The organism is Kribbella sp. NPDC023855 (assembly GCF_040639475.1).
Lineage (GTDB): Bacteria > Actinomycetota > Actinomycetes > Propionibacteriales > Kribbellaceae > Kribbella.
This window is the reverse complement of the sequence record NZ_JBFAAA010000006.1, coordinates 187,297-207,579: the sequence shown is the minus strand read 5'-3', so window position 1 is coordinate 207,579 and position 20,283 is coordinate 187,297. Positions and strand designations below refer to the sequence as shown.

The window sequence follows — 20,283 nt, the reverse complement described above, 5'->3', positions numbered from 1 at the left end:
CGAGGCGGGGTCGCGTCCCCTGGACCGATGGAGCCAATCGTGTCCCGTTTCCGCCTCCCACTGCTGGTCGCCGTGACCATCGCCACCGTCACTCTCGCCTCGCTGCTCACCCGCACCTCCGCCGACGCGGCCGTCACGCTGCCACCGGTCCACGCCAAGTTCGACTACCAGATCGGCGGCGCCTACTCGCCGCCGTCCGGCGTCCAGGTCGTCACCCGTGACCGGACGGCAACGCCGGCCGCCGGTCTCTACAACATCTGCTACGTCAACGCCTTCCAGGTCCAGCCCGGTGAGGAGAGCCAGTGGGCCTCCGACTTGCTGCTCCGCGACGCCGCCGGCAACGTCGTCGTCGACGAGGACTGGGGCGAGGCGTTGCTCGATCTCCGGACCTCGGACAAGCGGACCCGAATCGCCGCGAAGGTCAACGGCTGGATCGACGGGTGCGCCGCCAAGGGGTACAAGGCGATCGAGCCGGACAACTACGACAGCTACACCCGCTCGAAGTCGCTGCTGACTGCTTCGCAGGCCAAGGCGTACCTCACCCTGCTGGCGCAGCACGCCCACTCCAAGTCGCTGGCCATCGGCCAGAAGAACACGGTCGAACTGGCCGGTGCGCGGCAGAGCATCGGGCTCGACTTCGCCGTCGCCGAGGAGTGCGGCCAGTACGACGAGTGCGGTGACTATGTCGCTGCCTTCGGCAACAACGTGATCGTGATCGAGTACACCGACAGCGGCCGGCGCAAGGCCTGCACCGCCTTCGGTACCAGGTTGAGCATCGTGCAGCGCGACGTGGACGTCTCCGTCCCCGGTGACGCCGGCTACGTGCGCAAAACCTGCTGATCAGCCCTTTCCCAGCTCAGCTCTAGGGGTTACCCATGCCTTCACCAACTCGTCGTGACGTCCTTCGCGCGGCAGCCGCCCTGGCCGCTGCCGGCACCCTCGCCGCCTGCGGCAAAACAGGCGAGGAACCCGCCGGTGGCGTGGTCACCGTCGACCTGTGGCACGGCCAGACGGACCTCGCCAAGGCGGCGCTCGACGGCCTGATCAAACAGTTCAACGACACGCATCCGTTGATCAAGGTCGTCGGCGGTGGTGGCGGGGTGACGGCGGACAGCATGCTGCAGAAGGTCACCGCGGGCCTCGCGGCCGGGTCCTACCCGGATATCGCGTACATCTTCGGATCGGACCTGGCCAGCATGACGCGGAGCCCGAAGGTGGCCGACCTGACCGCGTCGCTGGAACTGAAGGACTGCTGGCCGGCTGCTCGCGACGCGGTCACGGTGAAGGGCAAGGTCCGCGCCGCTCCGGCGCTGCTCGACTCACTGTGCGTTGTCTACAACAAGAAACTCTTCGCCGCCGCCGGTTTGCCCGAGCCCAAGGCAGGCTGGACCTGGGACGACTTCATTGCGACCGCTCAGAAGCTGACCAACCCGCGCAAGGGCATTTTCGGTACCGGCTGGCCGGGTGTCGGCGACGAGGACACGGTCTGGCGATTGTGGCCGATGATCTGGGACCTCGGCGGCGATGTGGTCAGTGAGGACGGCAAGTCGGTCGGCTTCGACAAGGTGGGTGCGCAGGCGCTGGGAACAATCGACCGGCTCCGTACCGACAAGTCCCTGTACGTCGATCCGAAACCGGGTGGCGAGCAGCTCTACCAGGTGTTCCTCGGTGGCCGAATGGGGATGGTTGCCACCGGCCCCTGGCAACTCCCCGATGTCGTTGACCGAGGCATCGACTACGGCGTCGCACCACTGCCGACGTACTCCGGGAAGCCGGTAACGATTTCGGGGCCTGACACCTGGACCGTGTTCGACAACGGCAAGGCGCGGGTCAAGGCGGCGACCGAGTTCGTTCGCTGGCTCAACGACCCCAAGCAGGATGTCCGCTGGGACATCGAGGCCGGAAGCCTGCCGGTGAGCACCACGACGGCGGCTCTGCCCGAGTGGAAGAAACATGCCGCGGGCACGAAGGGGATGCAGGTCTTCGTGGATGCGCTGGAGTCGGCGCGGGTCCGGCCGACCATACCGGCGTACCCGCAGGTGTCGCAGCAACTCGGCCAGGCCGTGGTCGCAGTACTGCTGGGCAAGAAGTCGCCGGACGATGCGCTCGGTGAGTGTGTGAAGCAGTGCAACGCCATCCTGGCAGTGCCCAGCTGATGGCCAGTGTCGTCGGCACCTTCACCGTCGATCCTCGTGCGCGGCGCGCGGCCAAGCGGCGTACCAGGGGTGAGGGCCTGACCGCGTGGGCCTTCGTCAGCCCGTCGGTGCTGATCATCCTCGGGCTGAGCGTCGTCCCGGTGCTGTGGTCGTTGTTGTTGTCGTTCCAGTCGAACGACCTGGTCTCGCCGAGCGAGTGGGTGGGACTCGCCAACTACAGGGCGCTTTCGGTCGATCCCGCGTTTGCCGCTGCGGTGAAGCACACGTTGCTCTACGCGGTGCTGTATGTGCCGCTCAGCGTGGTCGGCGGGTTGGCGATCGCGTTGATGCTCGATCGGCGGATCCGCTTCATCGGGCTCTATCGCACCCTGGTCTTCGTGCCCTTCGTCGTGTCCGCGGCGGCGCAGGGCGTGCTGTTCTCGTTCGTGCTCGACCCCGAGTTCGGCGTGGCCAACTCGGTGCTGCACAAGCTCGGACTGCCGGCGCAGGGGTTCTTCAGTGATCCCGGCCAGGCGCTCTACCTGCTGGTCGGGATCTCGCTGTGGAGCGGCACGGGCTTCTGCGTGATCGTCTATCTTGCCGGCCTGCAAGGGGTTTCAGCCGAACTCGTCGAGGCTGCCCGCATCGACGGTGCAGGACGAGCCGGCGTACTACGGCACGTCGTGCTCCCGTCGTTGACGCCGGTGACGATCTTCCTGGTGCTGTTTCAGACGATCAACGCGTTGCAGGTGTTCGACCTGGTCTTCGTCACCACGAAGGGCGGGCCGCTCGGCTCGACGACGGTGATCGTGTACTTCATCTGGGAGAAGGCGTTCAAGACCTTCACGGCCGGCTACAGCGCGGCCGCGGCGTACGCGCTCGCTGTTGCGTTGCTGGTCATCGGGCTCGCCCTGCAGTTCTACCGCCGGAGGGTCGCGCGATGAAACGTCTGCCCTTCAGCCCTTGGCATCTCGTCCTCGCGCCACTGGCGCTGCTGTTCGCGCTGCCGCTGGTCTGGTTGCTGGTCAGCTCGGTGATGAGCAACTCGGAGATCAACCGGTTCCCGCCGGCGCTGATCCCGTCGAGCATCAAGCTGGACGGGTACCGGTTCGTGCTCGGGAACGCGCTGTTCCCGCGCTGGTTCGTCAACTCGCTCATCGTGTCGGCGGTCGCGGTGACCGCCAACCTGGTGCTCGGGTCGCTGAGTGGGTACGCGTTCGCGCGGATGCGGTTCGCGGGGTCGCGGGTGGTGCTGGGGCTGATGCTCGCGACGATGGTGATCCCGTTCCAGCTGACGATGATCCCGACGTTTCTGGTGATGAAGCAGCTCGGGCTGATCGACACCCTGGGCGCGCTGATCATCCCCGCGCTGGTGACGCCGTTCTCGGTGTTCCTGTTCCGGCAGTTCTTCGTCTCGCTGCCACGTGAGCTGGAAGAGGCGGCCTGGCTCGACGGGTGCGGGCGGCTGCGGATCCTGGTTTCCGTAGTACTGCCGCTGGCGAGGCCTGCGCTCAGCACTGTTGCGGTGCTGACGTTCCTGAGTACGTGGAACGACCTGACCTGGCCGCTGATCGCTATCAATCACGACGCCAACTACACGCTTCAGCTCGGGCTGACGACCTTCCAGGGCCAGCACCACACCCAGTGGGCGGCGGTGATGGCCGGCAACGTCATCACCGTCCTGCCTGTCCTGCTGGGTTTCCTGCTGGCTCAGAAGGCCTTCATCCGCTCGCTGGCTTCTACCGGACTTAAGGGTTAACAGATATGAGTGGTTTTGATCTGTTGGTCATCGGCGATGCCAATCCCGATGTGGTGGTGGGGCCTGTGCCGCAGCCGGTGCTGTTCGGCCAGCGTGAGCGACTTGTCGACATGGGGTCTCTTGTCCTCGGTGGGTCCGCGGCGATCATGGCGTGTGGCGCTGCTCGGCTTGGGTTGAGTGTGGCCTTCGCTGGTCGGGTTGGTGACGACCCTGCCGGTGCCTTCGTCCGTACTGCGCTCGCGGAGCGCGGCGTCGACGTGTCGGCTCTGGTGGTCGACCCGACGCTCCCCACTCCCCTGACGACGGTGCTCACGTCCGGTGATGATCGGGCGATCCTCACGGCGCCTGGGTGTTTGCCGGCGATCACGGCGTACGACGCACCGGCTGAGCTGTTGCGGTCTGTTCGGCATGTGCACGCTGCCTCCTTCTACCTGATGCCTGAGCTCGCTGCTGGGCTTGCTGCGCTCTTCAAGGAGGCGAAGAGCAACAAGGCGTCTACGTCGCTCGACACCAATGACGATCCCTCTGGGCGATGGGACCGCGTAGTACTGGATGCTGTTTTGCGGGTGACCGACATCCTCTTCCCGAACGCGGCAGAGGCGCATGCGCTGACAGGGCATCCGGTACTGGCGGATGCGGCCGGCATACTCGCTCGGCGCGGTCCGCTGGTGGTGGTGAAGGACGGTGCCGCCGGGGCTCTGGCACATGACGGCACGAACCTGGTGTCGACACCTGCGCTTGCGGTGGAGCCAGTGGACACCGTGGGGGCCGGCGACAGCTTTGACGCGGGCTATGTGGCCGCAGTACTGAACGGCCTCGGGCGGGAGCGGGCACTGGCGGTCGCTGCGGCCTGTGGGTCGCTGTCGACGCGTGCTGCCGGCGGTACTGCGGCACAGGCCGACTGGGCGCTTGCTGTGGAGAGTGCCGGATGACCAAGATCGCGTTCATCGGCGCCGGAAGCGTCGTCTTCACGCAGGGGTTGCTGGCCGACCTGTTCAGCTTCTCGGACCTTGGCCCGCTGCACATCGCCTTGCACGACATCGATCCGGAGCGGCTGAGTACTGCGACCGGCGCCGCCACTGCGATCGCCGACACGCTGAAGGTGTCGCCACAGATCACCGCCCATCTCGACCGGCGGGCGGCGCTCGACGGGTGCGACTTCGTCATCAACATGATCCAGGTGGGGATGAACGAGGCGACCCGGCTCGACTTCGAGATCCCGGCGCGGTACGGGGTCCGGCAGACGATCGGCGACACGCTCGGCGTGGGCGGCGTCTTCCGCGCACTGCGGACCTTCCCGGTACTGCGCGGCCTCGCGGTCGACATCGCCGCCGTCTGCCCGGACGCGTGGCTGCTGAACTACACGAACCCGATGGCGATGAACGTCTGGTACCTGTCGGCCCTCGGCGTACGGAACCTCGTCGGGCTGTGCCACTCGGTCTACTGGACGATGAACGACCTGTCGGCACTGGTCGGAGCGCCGTACGACGAGGTGTCGTACCTGGCGGCCGGCGTGAACCACCAGGCGTGGGTACTGCGCTTCGAGCACCAGGGGCGCGACCTGTATCCGGTGCTGGACGACGTAGTCGCCGGCGATCCGGAGCTGTCGCGGCGGGTGCGGGTGGACATGTACCGGCGACTCGGGCACTACCCGACCGAGACGAGCGAGCACTCGTCGGAGTACGTGCCGTGGTACCTGCATGACGCGTCGGAGGTGGAGCGGCTGCGGCTGCCGGTGGGTGACTACCTGCGCATTGTCGAGGAGAACGTGGCGCTCTACCAGAGCACCCGGGATGCCCTGAAGGCCGGTGAGACGCTGGCTGTCGAGGGCACGATGGAGTACGCGCCACAGGTCATCCACAGCATGGTCACCGGCACACCCCGAACCATCTACGGCAACATGGTCAACACCGGCCTGATCGCCAACCTCCCGGCCAACGCAGTCGTAGAAGTCCCTTGCCTGGTTGACTCCCTAGGCGTCCAACCCACCTCCATCGGCCCCCTCCCCACCCAATGCGCCGCCCTCAATCGCGCCTACATCAACGTCAACGAACTAGTCGTCAAAGCGGCCCTCGAGGAAGACCCGCACGCCATCCGCCAAGCCCTCATGGTCGACCCAGCAACCTCGGCAACCCTCACAGTCGAGCAGATCTGGTCGCTGGCGAATGACCTAGTGGATGCCCACAGCAACTACCTGCAGCAGTCCCTCCGCACCCAGCTAACCCTCTAGTTGCGCGGCTGCCTGCAGGTAGGTCTTGTAAGTTGCCAGGTTGCTCAGGACTTCGGCTGCTGTTGTGGTTTTGTGGAGGGCGCCTACGCCTTGGCCGGCGTAGAGAGAGGCAGCGGTGGGGTCGGCGGCGCGGGAGGCGGCTACGTACTGGGCGTGGCCCTCGTCGTCTGACTTCAGGGCGTCTTCCCTGCCCTCCCACCTGTTGTAGAAGGTGTTGCGGAGCGCCCGGCCTCCGAATTCGTCGGGCCAGCCGGCTCGGGAGGCGGCGTCGAAGACTGTGCCGTAGACGGTGTCGGTCTCGTCGGCTTCCAGCAGGCGTTGACGGGAGGGCTCCGGCGTCAGCGCCTCCTCGCAGGTGAGGAACGCCGTGCCGATCCACCCACCAGCAGCACCAGCAGCCAGTACTGCGGCCAGTCCGCGCGGCCCCGAGATGCCACCACCCGCCAGCACCGGGAGGTCGGTGAGCTCGAGAATCGCTTGCAGCAAAGGAAGTGTGCCCACCTCGTTGCGCCCGTGGCCGCCCGCCTCGGCACCACGCACGACGATCGCGTCGACACCCGCATCGATGGCTTCACGCGCGTCGGCGACGGTCCCGGCCTGGGTCGTCACCACAATGCCCGCGGCACGCAACTGTTCGACGTACGGGCTGTAGTCGCCGAAGCTGAGTGAGACGAGCGCCGGCTTCAACTCCAGTACCGCCTCGAGATGCTCGGGGTGATCCTTGACCGACCATGCCATCAGGCCGACGCCGTACGGCTTGCCGCTCGCCGCCGCGATCGCGCCTTCCGTGCGGATCCAGTCGGCCGACACCGCGCTCCCGGCGCCGAGCATGCCGAGCCCGCCGGCCGTCGAGACCGCTGCCGTCAACTTCCCGCCGCTCACGAAGGCCATCGGCGCCGCCACCACCGGTACCGACAGTCCGAACGTGTCCGTCAACCAGGTGCCCATCGTCCACTCCTCCCAGGCAACGCGAAGGCCCGCCCCGAAACTGTCTGGGGCGGGCCTTCGAGCGCATCAGCTCTTGTAGATGTCCGAGTTCGGGTCACCGTGGCAGCGCTTGTACTTCTTGCCCGAGCCACACGGGCAGACCGCGTTGCGCGGCGTACCGGCGTACTCGAGAGCGCCGCCCTCGACCGCGTCGGTGCGCACCGAGACCTCGTCGTCGCCGTCGATCGTCGGCGCCGAGTAGGTCAGCCGCTGCGGGCGGCTCTCCGTGCTCAGGCCCTTGGCGCGCAGCTTCGGGGTGTCCTGCGGGCGCGGGGTGTCCTGCGGACGGTCCTCGTCGTCCTCGCCGGACTGCCGGCCCGGGAACTCGGCGACCGGCGCACCCGGCACCAGGATGTCCTCGGCCTCGGTCTCCTCGAGCTCGGCCAGTTCCGCCTGCGCGGCCAGGTCGGCCTGCATCGCCTCGATGTCGACCTCGACGTTGAAGATGAACGCGACCGACTCCTCCTTGATGGACTCCATCATGGCGGCGAACATGTCGTAACCCTCGCGCTGGTACTCGACCAGCGGGTCGCGCTGCGCCATCGCGCGCAGGCCGATGCCCTCGCGCAGGTAGTCCATCTCGTACAGGTGCTCGCGCCACTTGCGGTCCAGCACGCTCAGCACCACCCGGCGCTCGAGCTCGCGCATCGCGTCGGTGCCGAGGCTCTGCTCGCGCCGCTCGTACGCCTCGCGGGCGTCGGCGATCAGCCGCTCGACCAGGAAGTCCTGGGTGAGCCCGGAGCGGTCGCCACCGGCCTCCTCGATCAGCTCTTCCTCGGTCAGCTCGGTCTGGTACAGCGTCCGCAGCGCGGTGAACAGCTGGTCCAGATCCCAGTCCTCGGCGAAACCGTCGGCAGTCGCGCCCTGCACGTAGCCGGTAATGGTCTCGTCGAGCATGTCCAGCACCTGCTCCTGCAGGTCCGCGCCCTCGAGCACCCGGCGGCGCTCGGCGTACACGACGTGCCGCTGCCGGTTCATCACGTCGTCGTACTTCAGGATGTTCTTGCGGGTCTCGAAGTTCTGCGCCTCGACCTGCGACTGCGCCGACGCGATCGCCTTGGTGACGACCTTGTTCTCCAGCGGCACGGTGTCGTCGTCGTTGCGCGACATCGCCCAGTCGACCATCTCGCGCTTGAACAGGCGCATCAGGTCGTCCTCGAGGGACAGGTAGAAGCGGGACTCGCCCGGGTCGCCCTGGCGGCCGGCGCGGCCGCGCAGCTGGTTGTCGATCCGGCGCGACTCGTGCCGCTCGGTGCCCAGCACGTACAGACCGCCGGCCTCGCGGACCTCGACCTGCTCGTCCTTGACCTGCTGCTCGAACTTCTCCAGGACCTTCGGGTACTCCGCTTCGTACTCCTCCGCGGACTCCACCGGGTCGATGCCGCGGGCTCGCAGGTCCTTGTCGGCCAGGTGCTCGGGGTTGCCACCCAGGATGATGTCGGTACCACGGCCGGCCATGTTGGTGGCCACCGTGACGGCGCCCTTGCGGCCCGCCTCGGCGACGATCGCGGCCTCACGCGCGTGCTGCTTCGCGTTCAGCACCTCGTGCGGGATGTTGCGCTTGCGGAGCTGGTTGGACAACCGCTCGGACTTCTCGACGCTGGTGGTACCGACCAGGATCGGCTGCCCGGTCTCGTGCCGCTTGACGATGTCCTCGACGACCGCGTTGAACTTGGCTTCCTCGGTGCGGTAGATCAGGTCGCGCTGGTCCTGCCGGACCATCGGCTTGTTGGTCGGGATCTGGACCACGCCGAGACCGTAGATCTTGGAGAACTCGTTCTCCTCGGTCTTGGCGGTACCGGTCATCCCGGCCAGCTTGTTGTAGAGCCGGAAGTAGTTCTGCAGCGTGATCGTCGCGAGGGTCTGGTACTCCTCCTTGATCTCGACCTTCTCCTTGGCCTCGATCGCCTGGTGCAGACCCTCGTTGTAGCGGCGGCCGTGCAGCGTCCGGCCGGTGTGCTCGTCGACGATCAGCACCTCGCCGTCGACGACCACGTAGTCCTTGTCCTTGCGGAACAGGTCCTTGGCCTTCAGCGCGTTGTTCAGGTAGCTGATCAGCGGGGTGTTGGCCGACTCGTACAGGTTGTCGATGCCGAGCCGGTCCTCGACCTTCTCGATCCCGCGCTCGAGGATGGCGACGGTGCGCTTCTTCTCGTCCACCTCGTAGTCGGCGATCGGGCGCTGGTCCTCGGCGATCTTGTCGTCGGCGAACCGCGGCTTGAGCTGGGCGGCCAGGTTCGCCATCTCGACGTACCAGCGCTGGGAGTCCTCGGCCGGGCCGGAGATGATCAGCGGGGTCCGGGCCTCGTCGACCAGGATCGAGTCGACCTCGTCCACGATCGCGTAGTTGTGCTCGCGCTGGACACAGTCCTCGATCGAGTTGGCCATGTTGTCGCGCAGGTAGTCGAAGCCGAACTCGTTGTTCGTGCCGTAGGTGATGTCCTTGGAGTAGGCGACGCGGCGCTCGGCCGGCGTCATCTCCGGCAGGATCACGCCGTAGTCGAGGCCGAGGAAGTGGTACACCCGGCCCATCCACTCGGCCTGGAACCTGGCCAGGTAGTCGTTCACCGTGACCACGTGCACGCCCTTGCCGGACAGCGCGTTCAGGTACGTCGGCAGGGTGCCCACCAGGGTCTTGCCCTCACCGGTCTTCATCTCGGCGATGTTGCCCAGGTGCAGCGCCGCGCCACCCATGATCTGGACGTCGTAGTGGCGCTGGTGCAGGGTCCGCTTGGCGGCCTCCCGGACGACCGCGAAGGCCTCCGGCAGCAGCCCGTCCAGGGACTCCCCGTTGTCGACCCGTTGCTTGAAGTCGGCCGTCTGCCCGCGGAGCTCCTCGTCGGACATGCCGACGAAGTCGTCCTCGATCGAGTTCACCACCTTGGCGATGGTCTCGAGCTTGCGAACGGTCTTGCCCTCGCCGATCCGCAGTAACTTGTCGAACGCCTTCATCGTGGGGGGTCCACTCCTTGACTGTGCAGCCTTCAATGCGGCGGGTGCCTGACCGTGCGTACCCGGTGACGGACGCAGCACGGCCTGCCCGCCTGGCGGGCGCCACCCATGGTACTGGGCGAGCAGCCCCACCCCACGCCCCGGAGTGCGACCCGCCCATGTCCCCACCACGACTGAGCACCCCAAAAAGTTCCAGTACTACGCCACGCGCCACCGGCAGCGGACTGCACCGGCCTCCGGTGAGGTGGTCTGGCAGCGGCGGGCCGCGCCGCCGTGGTTGCTGCAGGCTGCGCCGCAGGTGGGGGCAGAGGAGGCGGCTCCCACCCCGAACGGGGGGGTGCTGGTGTGCGGGGTGGGGCTTAGATGCCTGCTCCTGCTTGGTTGGGCTAGTGGGCGTGGAGCGCGTGGCTTAGGGCTGGGGCTAGGTCGCCGGGGCCTGCTACGCGGACCTGGTTCAGGCCTAGCCAGGTGGCTAGTTGGACGAGCTCGGCTGCTAGTTCCTCCGGGGTCTCCGCGGGTGCGTTGGGTTCGGCGTGGGCTGATTGGACTAGGAGGGTGCCGGTGGCGCGGTCGGACTTCAGATCTACTCGGGCTACCAGGCGGTCGCCTAGGAGGAAGGGGAGGACGTAGTAGCCGTAGATGCGTTTTTCGGCTGGTACGTAGATTTCTATGCGGTAGCGGAAGCCGAAGAGAGCCTCCGTGCGGGTTCGCTCGAAGACCAGCGAGTCGAACGGGCTGACCAGAGCCCGGGTGTTCACCCGGCGGGTCAGTTTGGCGTCGCGGTGCAGGTACGCCTGGCGCTTCCAGCCCTGGATGGTGACCGGCAGCAACTCCCCCTCCTCGACCAGTTCGCTGATCGCCTGCGCGGTGGGAGCGGGCGCAGTACGGAAGTAGTCCTTCAAACACTGGGCCGTCGCGACCCCATGCGCCTTGGCCGCGATCGAGACGAGGCCGCGATGCGCGTCCTCCGGGGTCGGCGTCGGGGTCGCGACCACCGAGGCGGGCAGCACCCGCTCGGGGATGTCGTACATCCGCTCGAACTGCTGGTTTCGCCGGGCGACCGTGATCTCACCGGCGAAGAAGAGGAACTCCAGCGCGCGCTTCACATCGGACCAGTTCCAGCCCCAGTGGTTCCGGTCGCGCTCCACGTCGTCATCGATCTCGCGGGCGGTCAGCGGACCGTGATCCCGCACGTCCGCGAGCACCTGCTTGACCAGATCCGGCCGCTCGGCCGCGATCGCCCGCGGCCCGCCCCACGCCTCGGTCGCCGCCCGCGCCATCCGCCACCGCATCAACGGATGCGTCTCCACCGGGATCAGCGACGCCTCGTGCGCCCAGTACTCCACCAGTCGGCGCGGCGCCTTCCCCGCGGCACGGTCGAGCAGGTCCCGCGGGTACGGCCCCAGCCGGGAGTACAGCGGCAGGTACTGCGTTCGGCTCAGCACGTTGACCGAGTCGATCTGGATCAGCCCGATCCGGCCGAGCACGCGACTCAGCGCGCGCATGTCCGGAACGCCTTTTGGGCGTGGATCGGTGAACCCCTGGGCAGCCAATGCCACCCGCCGGGCCTGGGCCGTCGACAACACCTCCGTGGTCACGCCAGAGAGTCTGCCCGACCCCACCGACAAAACGTGTCGATCAGGTGTCCTGGACGTTCAGGATCACCAGGCGGTCAGTCAGTTGGGGCGCGAGATGGGCGGGCAGCAGCCCGCGGGACCAGAGCTCCTCGACCACGCGGAACCGCCCGTACTGCGTCCGGCTGAGCATGATCGCGGCGGCGTGCTCGCCGGTGACGCCGGGCAGAGTTTCCAGTACGGCGGCCGGGGCGCCGTTGAGATCGACCAGTCCGCCGTCGTCGAAGTGCCGGGGAAGGTCGGGCCGGCCGATCCGGAGGGCCTGCGCGAGGGCCGGCTCGTTGGCGACGATCTGGCGCGCGTTGTTCCGCAGTACGGCGTCGGCGGAGAGCACTGGCGGTTGGTAGGCCGACGGTGGATACGCAGGTTGCGGCGGGTACGCCGGAGGATGCTGGGCTGGCGGCAGCTGGTGCTGGGGCAGGAGGTACGGCGGTTGCTGCGGCTTGCGGCGAGGGGGTCTGCCGATGACGACCGCTGCCTGGACCGAGCAGGCGATTGCGGCGAAGAGCTGGATCAGGCTGATCATGAAGTCGCGGTCGGTGAACTCCGGCTGGTCGGGCTCGATGACGAGGAAGAAGTAGCCCAGCATCGCCGCGAGATAGCCGACTGCGGACAGCCCGAGGGCGATACTCCGCTGCCTGATCGCCACGACGCCCATCAGCACCCACCCGCCGAATCCGAACGTCACCAACGGCGTGGCCGCACCCAGCAGCTTCAGCACCACCAGCTTCCACCGCGTCGGCGCCGGGGGGACGGGCGGCGGCGGAGTGGACCCGAGGGGCGCCGAGTACGGGCGGCCCTCGCCCGCCCGCCCGGAGACCTGTGGGGTGGGGGGCGGGGCGCTGTGGGTGCGCCCAGGTAGGTGCGGGGCGAGGGGCGTTGTGCTGGAGGTGCGCCCAGGGAGCTGTGGAGTGGCGGGCATTGGGCTGTGGGGGTGCCCGGGGGCCTGTGGAGTGGCGGGCATTGGGCTGTGGGGGTGCCCGGGGGCCTGTGGAGTGGCGGGCATTGGGCTGTGGGGGTGCCCGGAGGGCTGTGGGGTTGTGCTGTGGGCGGGGAATCCTGGGTGGGCGAGCTCTGTCTCTAGGGTCCGGAGCGTTTCTTCGGCGTTGCTGCGGGCAGCCAGCAGCTGTGGGCGGATCTCGTCGAAGGGGTGGCCGGTGAGGCCTTCGAGCGGCGTGCCGTGCCACAGGGCCAGCGCAGTACGGACTTTGTCTGCCGCCTCCCGGTCCTGGCCCGCAGCACTCAGCCGCTCGGCCTCGGCGACGTACAAAGTGAACTCACTGAGATCGCTCTCGGCAGGCATAACGCACAGGACGTACTTGCCGTCCCCCAGAGTTATGAGCAGCTCGCCGCTCCCAGGCGTCCGGTGCGGATCGACCAGCTCACGCAGTGCATCGATGTGACCGGCAACCAGCTCGCGCGCGTCCTCCGGCGGCGTAGCCTCCCACGCCGCGGCGACCAGCTCGGCCGGTGAGACCGCCTGGTTCGCCTTCAGCAGCAGGGCCGCGAGGATCCGCTGTTGTTGCTCAGGGCCCAGATTCCGCCGGATCCGGTCGCGCCGGACGACGAGCGGCCCGAGCAACTCGTAGCGCACAGATCCCATTGGGCCCTCCCCCTCACCGGTCCAGACCGAATGAGTCTAGAGATCGAGGTGGTCATAACTCCGGTGTTACCGCAAGTGAGAGGTGCGCTACCCGAGGTGATCAGGGGATTCTGCGAGCAGGCGGCGCCGCCCGCGCCCGCCCCTGAACACCTGGAGTGTGAGGCATGACAGCAAGACTTCAGCTGGTGCGCGCCGTTGTGGCCGCCGGTGCACTGACCGCGGCATCCCTCGGCGCGGTGTCCGCCGCGACCGCCGCCCCGGCTCCGGACTGTCCGCACACCCGGATCGTCGGCGGCGACCTCGCCCACACGGCCGACGCTCCCTGGGCCATCCAGCTGTCGAACAGCGCCTCACCCGACCCGACTGAGGAGTACTGCGGCGCCACCCTGGTCGCGGCCAACAAGATCGTCACGGCAGCCCACTGCTCCACCGAGGCGGCCGCGACCTACACCGCGATCCAGGGCCGGGACGTGCTGAGCGACAAGACCGTCGGCAAGGAATCGAAGATCAGCGCCATCTGGGTCGACCCGGAGTACGGCAAAGCGGGCGGGCACGACGTCGCGGTGATGACGCTGGCCACCCCGTTCACCGGCGTACCGACTCTCGCCCTGGAGACCAGTACGGCGGCTGACGCGGAGGGCGCGGCCGCTGTCGTCTACGGCTGGGGCGCCACCGAGGGCACCGGCCCGGCGAACACCTTCCAGAAGGTGGCAGTGCCCGTGCTCGGCGACGCGTACTGCGGTGACGTGTACGCGAGCCAGAACTACACCCCGGCCGGTGAGATCTGCGCCGGCTACAAGGAAGGCGGCAAGGACTCCTGCCAGGGTGACTCCGGCGGCCCGCTGGTCCTCAACGGCCGCCTGTTCGGTGTCGTCTCCTGGGGCGTCGGCTGCGCGGACGCCGGCAACCCAGGCGTCTACGCCGAGGTAGCCACCTACGCCACCGCCCTCCAGGCCCAGATCGACAGCTAGCGCAGGAACAGACCTTCACAGGGGAAGGAGAAAGGGCCGGACACCGTGCGCGGTGTCCGGCCCTTCTCCTTTGTGGGCTCCTCCCGGGTCAGACGGCCAGCCGGATCACTCCGTAGTCGTAGCCGCGGCGGCGGTAGACGACGCTGGGCTGGTTTTCGTCGGCGTCGACGAACAGGTAGAAGTCGTGGCCGACCAGTTCGAGCTCGTAGAGCGCCTGGTCGAGCGACATCGGCTTGGCGGTGTGGGTCTTCTCGCGCATCACCAGCGGCCCGTCACCGGTCACCGTCAGCGAGCCGAACTTCTGGGTGGGCACCTCGTCCTCGGCGGCCGTCTCCTCCGGCACCGGGGTGCCGTTGACCGCCTGCTTCGCGGCCACGTGCCGCAGGCCTTCGGGGGCGTGCTGGCCGGTGTGCACCCGGCGCCGGTCGGCCGCCTTACGGACCTGGGCCCGCAGCCGGTCCAGACTCACGTCGAAAGCAGCTTGCTTGGTCTCACCGCTCGCTTCGGCCCGGAGTACCGGCCCCTTGGTGTACATGGTGAGCTCGACGCGCATCGCCCGATCGTGCTGTCGCGGGTTCTTCTCCTGGCTGACTTCTACCTCGCATCGCAGTACCCGGTGATCGACCTTCTCGATCCGCTCGAGTTTTTCCTCGACGTACTGCCGGAAGCGGTCACTGACCTCGCAGTGATGACCCTTGACAACGACGTCCACGGAAACCTCCATCGATCGGCGACTCTGTTACGTCTTCGGACCCCCGTCGGTGGTGCCGGTTGCGGCAGTCGGGCGCCCGAAACGACAACACCCGCTCTGCGGCCCGGCGAACTCCGTGGGAAGGAATCCGGCTGATCCGGTCCTCGCCCACCACTGCGTCCGACAAGCCCAAGCGGGTGTCATACGCCAACGCTAGTCGGCTTCTGCGAAAACCGGTAGGGAAGTTCTCATGAACCGGGCAGCGCGCGTCGCCGGGTCGCCGCCACCACCGCACAACCGAGGACCGGAATTCCCCGGACGGCCAGCGCACGGCACGCCTCGGCCAGCGTGGAACCGGTCGTCAGCACGTCGTCGACCACGATCACCGGCTGACCCGTCAGCCTTTCAGCCCAGCGCGAACGGGCCTCGAAAGCGCCGGAGAGATTGGCGGCACGCTGCTGAGCGGACAGGCCGGCTTGGTCCTGCGGCCGCCGTACGACGGCCAGCGCGTCGGCGAGCCGTACGTCGTACCCACTCCTGCGCAGCCGGCGGATCGCGACCGCGGTCAGCCGGCGCAACGGGTCGTGGCCGCGTTGCCTGACGGTGGAAGCCGAGGACGGCACAGGGCAGAGCCATGCCGCGCGTCCCGCTCCCAATGTGGTCTGCACCGCCACGGCGAGGGCCTCACCGAGCGGGCCGGCCAGCGCGTACCGAGCGTGCTCCTTGTGCGCGAGGATCACCGACCGCACCACCCCGCCGTACTCCGCTGTTGCCGTCGGCATCAGTAGCCCGGCCGGCACCGGATCAGGCCAGGCCCGGTACGCCGTACAGCCCGCGAGCGCGTGCCGGCAGCTGGGGCACAGTGAAACACCTGGGCGGTCGCACCCCGCACACCGGCCGCCCAGCACGAGATCCACGAGCGCATCCCGCAGCAGCCACCCGAACCACGATCCGCGATCGCCTCCCGGACCGCAACCAGACCGCCGGCAACCTGTGGACAAGCCAGCCGGATCGACCACCGAGACCTAGCCTGTGGACAAATCGGAGCCCCAGAGCTGTGGACAAATCAGCCCGGGTAGACCGGGGAGACTTTGCCTTCGGCGCCTTCGGCGAGGTCGACCCAGTTGAGGTCCTTGCCCTGCCAGTGCAGCTGGCCGGCCGCGTCCTGAACGGCGGGCAGGGTGTCGAGGTTCGGGTTCGCGGCGACGTGGATCGTGTCGAACTCGCTGCTCGCGCCCGGAAGCGCCCGCTGGTACGAGCCGTCCACGTTCACCTGCCACGGCCGGGCCTTGTTCTCACCCTTGGCGGCCTTACCTGCGACCAGGATGCCGAGGTTGCTCCAGGTCGCGTCCGTGATGTCGGCCAGCCGCAGCTGCAGCGGCTTGAACCGGCTGAGCACCAACTGGTTGCCGTCGGTGTTCTCGATCGTTGCGGTCTGCACCGTGTTGACGCCCTTCGACCGCATCACCAGCAGCGCCCGGACCCCGTCCGGCGCCATCCGCAGGACGACCGGGGTGCTGTCGCCGAACTGGGTCTGCACGGTAGCCAGCTTGCCGTCCGGTCCGCGGACCCGCAGCCGGGGCTTGGCGCTGTCGGCCCGGTCGAGGATCCACAGGTTGTCGTCGTTGTCGTAGCTCGGCCGCAGCACCTTGCCCTCGACCGGGATCATCGTCGTGGGCTGCTCGTTCCGCGGCGTGTCCAGCCGGCCGTAGACGACGGCCGGCGTGCCGTTCTTCGTGGTGGTGACGATCGCGCCGGAGTCACCGCCGAGGCTCACCGCGAACGACTTGGCGTTGTACGCATACAGCGGGCTGTCGGAGATCGGCTGCGGCTCGATCGTCTGGGAACCGTCCTGGCCCTGCGGGATGCGCTGGATCTTGCCGTCGCGCAGGCCGTACAGGTCCTTCATCCGGCCGCTCGCCACGGACGGGTCGTACTGGCCGAAGTTGGTGGCGAACGAGAGCTCGTCGGGCTGGTCGGGCAGCAGCGGGGCGCCGTCGACGGTGATCCGGACCCGGTTGGTGACCGGCCGCAGCGTCCAGGTGATCTGGGCGGCCAGCCGCTCGCGGTCCATCGGGTCGGTCAGCGAGGCCGCCGTGCCGCTGAGAGCGACCGTCGCGACCCCGGACTCGACCGGTACCGACACGTTCACCGTCGTGCCGGGTGGGGCAGCCGAGACGACGCTGTTGCCGAGCTGGCTGGTCGGGCCCTTCAACAGCTCCTGGATCAGCTGGGTAGCCGCCTGGCCGGCGACCTTGTTCGGCAGGAAGACCGGGTCCGCGACCAGCAGGTCCCTGGACCGGTTGAAGAAGTACAGCGCCTGCGGCGCGAGCCGCGGCTGCAGCTGGTTGCTGCCCAGGAACACGCCAGGCGGCACGTTCGCGACCCGCCACTGCTTGGACACCTCGACCAGCTCGAAGACCCAGTCCACCTGTTCGCCGGGCACCGCCGGTGTCCACGAACCGCGCGAGTCGATGGTGGCGATCAGCGGTGCGGACAGGTGCACCTTCTTGTTGGCATCGACCGACACCCCCGAGCCCGCGGTCTGGTCGTAGACAAGGGTCTTGGACTCGGGTTTCCAGCCTCCGGCGGCTTCCGGCGTCATGTACTCCCGGGCGACGTCGAAGGCACGGGAGTCCGACATCGCCTCCAGGAAGCCGTTCACCAGCGGGAGCGGCTCGGCGTTGGGACGCGGTGGCCGCGCCTCGACCCCGATCCCGGCGCTCCCCGCGGCCGGCGCGTCCTGGCTGCTGTTCCGGATCGGGCCCTGGGTCGGCACGGTCGCGCAACCCGTCGCCAGCAGGGCCGTCGTCAGCGCGCCTGCCAGCAAGGCCAGCGGCTTGCTCCTCATGAATCGTCACCACCGGTCAGCTTCTGGTACGGCGCGCCGACGTCGACGAGCTCGGTCACCACGCGGGCCGCGTCGCTCGGCCGGGGCGGCAGCGGCGAGCCGGTCAGCGTGATGTCGGGTCTGCGCGGCAGGGTCAGCCGGAAGTACGCGCCGTCGCCAGGCGATCCCCAGGCATCCAGCCGGCCACCGTGCAGCCGGGCATCCTCCAGCGCGATGGACAGACCGAGCCCCGTGCCGCCCGTGGTCCTGGCCCGGGCCGGGTCGGCCCGCCAGAACCGGCTGAACACCATCTCGGCCTCTTCGGCCCGGAACCCGACACCGTGGTCGCGGACGGCCACCGCCGCGGCCTCTTCGTCGTACGCCGTGCTGATCAGGATCGGCCGGCTCTCGCTGTGCTCGATCGCGTTGCCGATCAGGTTGCGCAGGATCCGCTCGATCCGGCGCGAGTCCACCTGCGCGCGGCACGGCCGGGGCATGTCCAGCCGGACCTCGCAGCCCTTGTGCCGCAACAGGGTCTCGTGGTTCTCCAGGACGCGGGAGACGATGTCGCGCAGGTCCACGTCCTCAAGGTCGAGCGCGGCCGCGCCGGCGTCGAAGCGGCTGATCTCGAGCAGGTCGGCGAGCAGTTCCTCGAAGCGGTTGAGCTCGTTCTGCAGCAGCTCGACCGAGCGGCGGGTGATCGGGTCGAAGTCGTCCCGGGTCTCGTGCAGCAGGTCGGCGGCCATCCGGACCGTGGTGAGCGGCGTGCGCAGCTCGTGCGAGACGTCGGAGACGAACCGGCGCTGCAGCCGGGACAGCTCCTCCAGCCGGCGGATCTGCTGCTGCAGGTTGCTGGCCATCTTGTTGAAGGAGACCGCCAGCCGAGCCAGGTCGTCGGTACCGCGGACCTGCATCCGCTCCTCGAGCCGGCCGGCCGCGAGCCGTTCCGCGATCCGCCGGGCCATCCGGACCGGCGTGACGACCTGGCGGGTGACCAGCCAGGCCACTGCACCGAGCAGGATGACCAGCAGCAACCCTGCGGTGAGCAGTGCTCGCTGGACCACGTCCAGGGTGTCCTTCTGCGCCGTGAGCGGGAACAGGAAGTACACCTCGTACCGCTGGGCGTTCAGGTTCAGCACCCGTAGCTGGGAGCCGAACGCGAGGCCGGGCTCGCTCTGGCCGTCGTCGTAGTCGATCCGCATGTAGGTGTCGTAGAGCCTGGTCTCGTCCTTCGCGACCGAGGCGCGCAGCTCGTACGGGATCGAGTCGCTCTTGACCTGGCCGGTGGTCCGGATCGCGTTGGAGTCGGCCTGGTCGCTCGGGATCAGCACCACTTCGTACAGGCCGGGCCGGTTGGAGCCCGCGATCAGCAGCGACAGCTTCTGCTGGATCGCGCCGGGGTCGGCGGCGTTCAGCGAACCGGACAGCGACGCGAGCTGCGCGACGGCCTCCTTCTGGGCGCTGTCCCGCCGCGCCTCCAGGATGCCGTCGGTGACCTGGCTCATCATCACCCAGCCGACCAGGATCAGCACGATCGTCGACATCAGCAAGGTGCCGGTGACGATCCGGGCCTGGATCGAGCGTCGCCAGAAGTCCGGCCAGTGCCGGGGGTGGGTCCGCCACAGCGGTTGCTGCGCGGCGTGCCAGTCGGCCCCGGCGGCGGTGAGCTCGATCTCGGTTCCGCGGGTTTCCGGCTCGGCTGCCGGTTTCTCCGCCTGCGACTGGTCGTCGCGTCCGTACTCGATCAGTCCGCACCAGCCTTGTAACCCACACCCCGCACCGTCACGACGATCTCGGGGTGCTCCGGGTCCTTCTCGATCTTGGACCGCAGCCGCTGGACGTGCACGTTCACCAGCCGGGTGTCGGCCGCGTGCCGGTAGCCCCAGACCTGCTCGAGCAGCACCTCACGGGTGAACACCTGCCAGGGCTTGGAGGCCAGGCAGACCAGCAGGTCGAACTCGAGCGGGGTCAGCTGGATGGTCTCGCCGGCCCGCTTGACCGAGTGCCCGGCCACGTCGATGGTCAGGTCGCCGATGGTCAGCGACTCCGGCCCGGGCTCGTCCATCCGGCGCAGCCGGGCCCTGATCCGGGCCACCAGCTCCTTCGGCTTGAACGGCTTCACCACGTAGTCGTCGGCGCCGGACTCCAGGCCCAGCACGACGTCCACGGTGTCGCTCTTGGCGGTCAGCATCACGATCGGGACGCCGGACTCGGCCCGGATCGCCCGGCAGACGTCGATCCCGTCCATCCCCGGCAGCATCAGGTCGAGCAGCAAAAGGTCGGGTTTGAACTCGCGGAAGGCCGGCACCGCTTTGTCGCCGGTGGCGCACAGGTAGGTGTCGTAGCCCTCGTTGCGCAGCACGATGCTGAGCATCTCGGACAACGCCGTGTCGTCATCGACGATGAGGACTCGGCCCCGCATCGTCCGGTTACCTTCTGCCACGCCTGCTCCTTGTCGTGTCACGGCCGATCCGGATCAGTACCGCGCCCA

At 68.3% G+C, this 20,283-nt stretch carries 16 protein-coding genes; 7 read left to right on the top strand and 9 right to left on the bottom strand.

Features of this window, described 5'->3' with window-relative positions:
- The first annotated feature begins 39 nt into the window (after window positions 1–39).
- The 6 genes from AB0F51_RS22645 to AB0F51_RS22620 are packed head-to-tail and all read left to right on the top strand — an operon-like array spanning window position 40 to window position 6,124.
- Window positions 40–840 carry an endo alpha-1,4 polygalactosaminidase gene (locus AB0F51_RS22645; RefSeq protein ID WP_360282944.1) on the top strand — a complete coding sequence of 267 codons (801 nt, stop codon included), beginning with the start codon at window positions 40–42 and terminating at the stop codon, window positions 838–840.
- A gap of 35 nt (window positions 841–875) precedes the next feature.
- Window positions 876–2,156, top strand: a complete 1,281-nt coding sequence (locus tag AB0F51_RS22640) for an ABC transporter substrate-binding protein (RefSeq protein ID WP_360282942.1) — start codon at window positions 876–878, stop codon at window positions 2,154–2,156.
- Window positions 2,156–3,079, top strand: coding sequence for a sugar ABC transporter permease (locus tag AB0F51_RS22635; RefSeq protein ID WP_360282940.1), 924 nt, complete (start codon window positions 2,156–2,158; stop codon window positions 3,077–3,079). The genes AB0F51_RS22640 and AB0F51_RS22635 overlap by 1 nt, the downstream gene beginning before the upstream one ends.
- A complete protein-coding gene (locus tag AB0F51_RS22630) occupies window positions 3,076–3,894 on the top strand; it encodes a carbohydrate ABC transporter permease (RefSeq protein WP_360282938.1) in 819 nt (272 codons plus the stop codon). Before AB0F51_RS22635 ends, AB0F51_RS22630 begins: the two co-directional genes overlap by 4 nt.
- A 5-nt stretch (window positions 3,895–3,899) precedes the next feature.
- A complete protein-coding gene (locus AB0F51_RS22625) occupies window positions 3,900–4,826 on the top strand; it encodes a sugar kinase (protein WP_360282936.1) in 927 nt (308 codons plus the stop codon).
- Complete coding sequence (locus tag AB0F51_RS22620) at window positions 4,823–6,124, top strand: alpha-glucosidase/alpha-galactosidase (RefSeq protein WP_360282934.1); 1,302 nt, start codon at window positions 4,823–4,825, stop codon at window positions 6,122–6,124. The genes AB0F51_RS22625 and AB0F51_RS22620 overlap by 4 nt, the downstream gene beginning before the upstream one ends.
- On the opposite strand, the gene AB0F51_RS22615 is transcribed toward AB0F51_RS22620, so the two are convergent.
- The 4 genes from AB0F51_RS22615 to AB0F51_RS22600 all read right to left on the bottom strand — a co-directional run bounded on the left by AB0F51_RS22615 (window position 6,113) and on the right by AB0F51_RS22600 (window position 13,300).
- The gene (locus tag AB0F51_RS22615; RefSeq protein ID WP_360282932.1) at window positions 6,113–7,072 is read right to left on the bottom strand and encodes a nitronate monooxygenase; all 960 of its coding nucleotides are present in this window, start codon (window positions 7,070–7,072) and stop codon (window positions 6,113–6,115) included. The genes AB0F51_RS22620 and AB0F51_RS22615 overlap by 12 nt on opposite strands.
- A 66-nt stretch (window positions 7,073–7,138) precedes the next feature.
- Window positions 7,139–10,063 carry a preprotein translocase subunit SecA gene (gene secA / locus AB0F51_RS22610; RefSeq protein WP_360282930.1) on the bottom strand — a complete coding sequence of 975 codons (2,925 nt, stop codon included), beginning with the start codon at window positions 10,061–10,063 and terminating at the stop codon, window positions 7,139–7,141.
- Window positions 10,064–10,449: 386 nt separating this feature from the next.
- Window positions 10,450–11,661: a crosslink repair DNA glycosylase YcaQ family protein gene (locus AB0F51_RS22605; protein WP_360282928.1), complete on the bottom strand. Its 1,212-nt coding sequence runs from the start codon at window positions 11,659–11,661 to the stop codon at window positions 10,450–10,452.
- A 40-nt stretch (window positions 11,662–11,701) separates the two neighbouring features.
- Window positions 11,702–13,300, bottom strand: coding sequence for a BTAD domain-containing putative transcriptional regulator (locus AB0F51_RS22600; protein ID WP_360282926.1), 1,599 nt, complete (start codon window positions 13,298–13,300; stop codon window positions 11,702–11,704).
- 164 nt (window positions 13,301–13,464) lie between these two features.
- Here AB0F51_RS22600 and AB0F51_RS22595 point away from each other — a divergent pair, with 164 nt between their 5' ends.
- Window positions 13,465–14,271, top strand: a complete 807-nt coding sequence (locus AB0F51_RS22595; protein ID WP_360282924.1) for a serine protease — start codon at window positions 13,465–13,467, stop codon at window positions 14,269–14,271.
- Between the two features lie 88 nt (window positions 14,272–14,359).
- On the opposite strand, the gene raiA is transcribed toward AB0F51_RS22595, so the two are convergent.
- From raiA to mtrA, 5 genes are all read right to left on the bottom strand, one after another.
- Window positions 14,360–14,983, bottom strand: a complete 624-nt coding sequence (gene raiA / locus AB0F51_RS22590; RefSeq protein WP_360282922.1) for a ribosome-associated translation inhibitor RaiA — start codon at window positions 14,981–14,983, stop codon at window positions 14,360–14,362.
- 227 nt (window positions 14,984–15,210) lie between these two features.
- On the bottom strand, window positions 15,211–15,762 hold the full coding sequence (locus AB0F51_RS22585) for a phosphoribosyltransferase family protein (protein ID WP_360282920.1): 552 nt from the start codon (window positions 15,760–15,762) through the stop codon (window positions 15,211–15,213).
- Between the two features lie 266 nt (window positions 15,763–16,028).
- Window positions 16,029–17,813 (bottom strand): LpqB family beta-propeller domain-containing protein, encoded by a 1,785-nt coding sequence (locus AB0F51_RS22580; RefSeq protein WP_360282918.1) that lies wholly within the window; start codon window positions 17,811–17,813, stop codon window positions 16,029–16,031.
- Complete coding sequence (mtrB, locus tag AB0F51_RS22575) at window positions 17,810–19,417, bottom strand: MtrAB system histidine kinase MtrB (RefSeq protein WP_360283463.1); 1,608 nt, start codon at window positions 19,415–19,417, stop codon at window positions 17,810–17,812. Before mtrB ends, AB0F51_RS22580 begins: the two co-directional genes overlap by 4 nt.
- Window positions 19,418–19,536: 119 nt before the next feature.
- On the bottom strand, window positions 19,537–20,214 hold the full coding sequence (gene mtrA / locus AB0F51_RS22570) for an MtrAB system response regulator MtrA (RefSeq protein ID WP_131345780.1): 678 nt from the start codon (window positions 20,212–20,214) through the stop codon (window positions 19,537–19,539).
- Window positions 20,215–20,283: the final 69 nt, after the last annotated feature.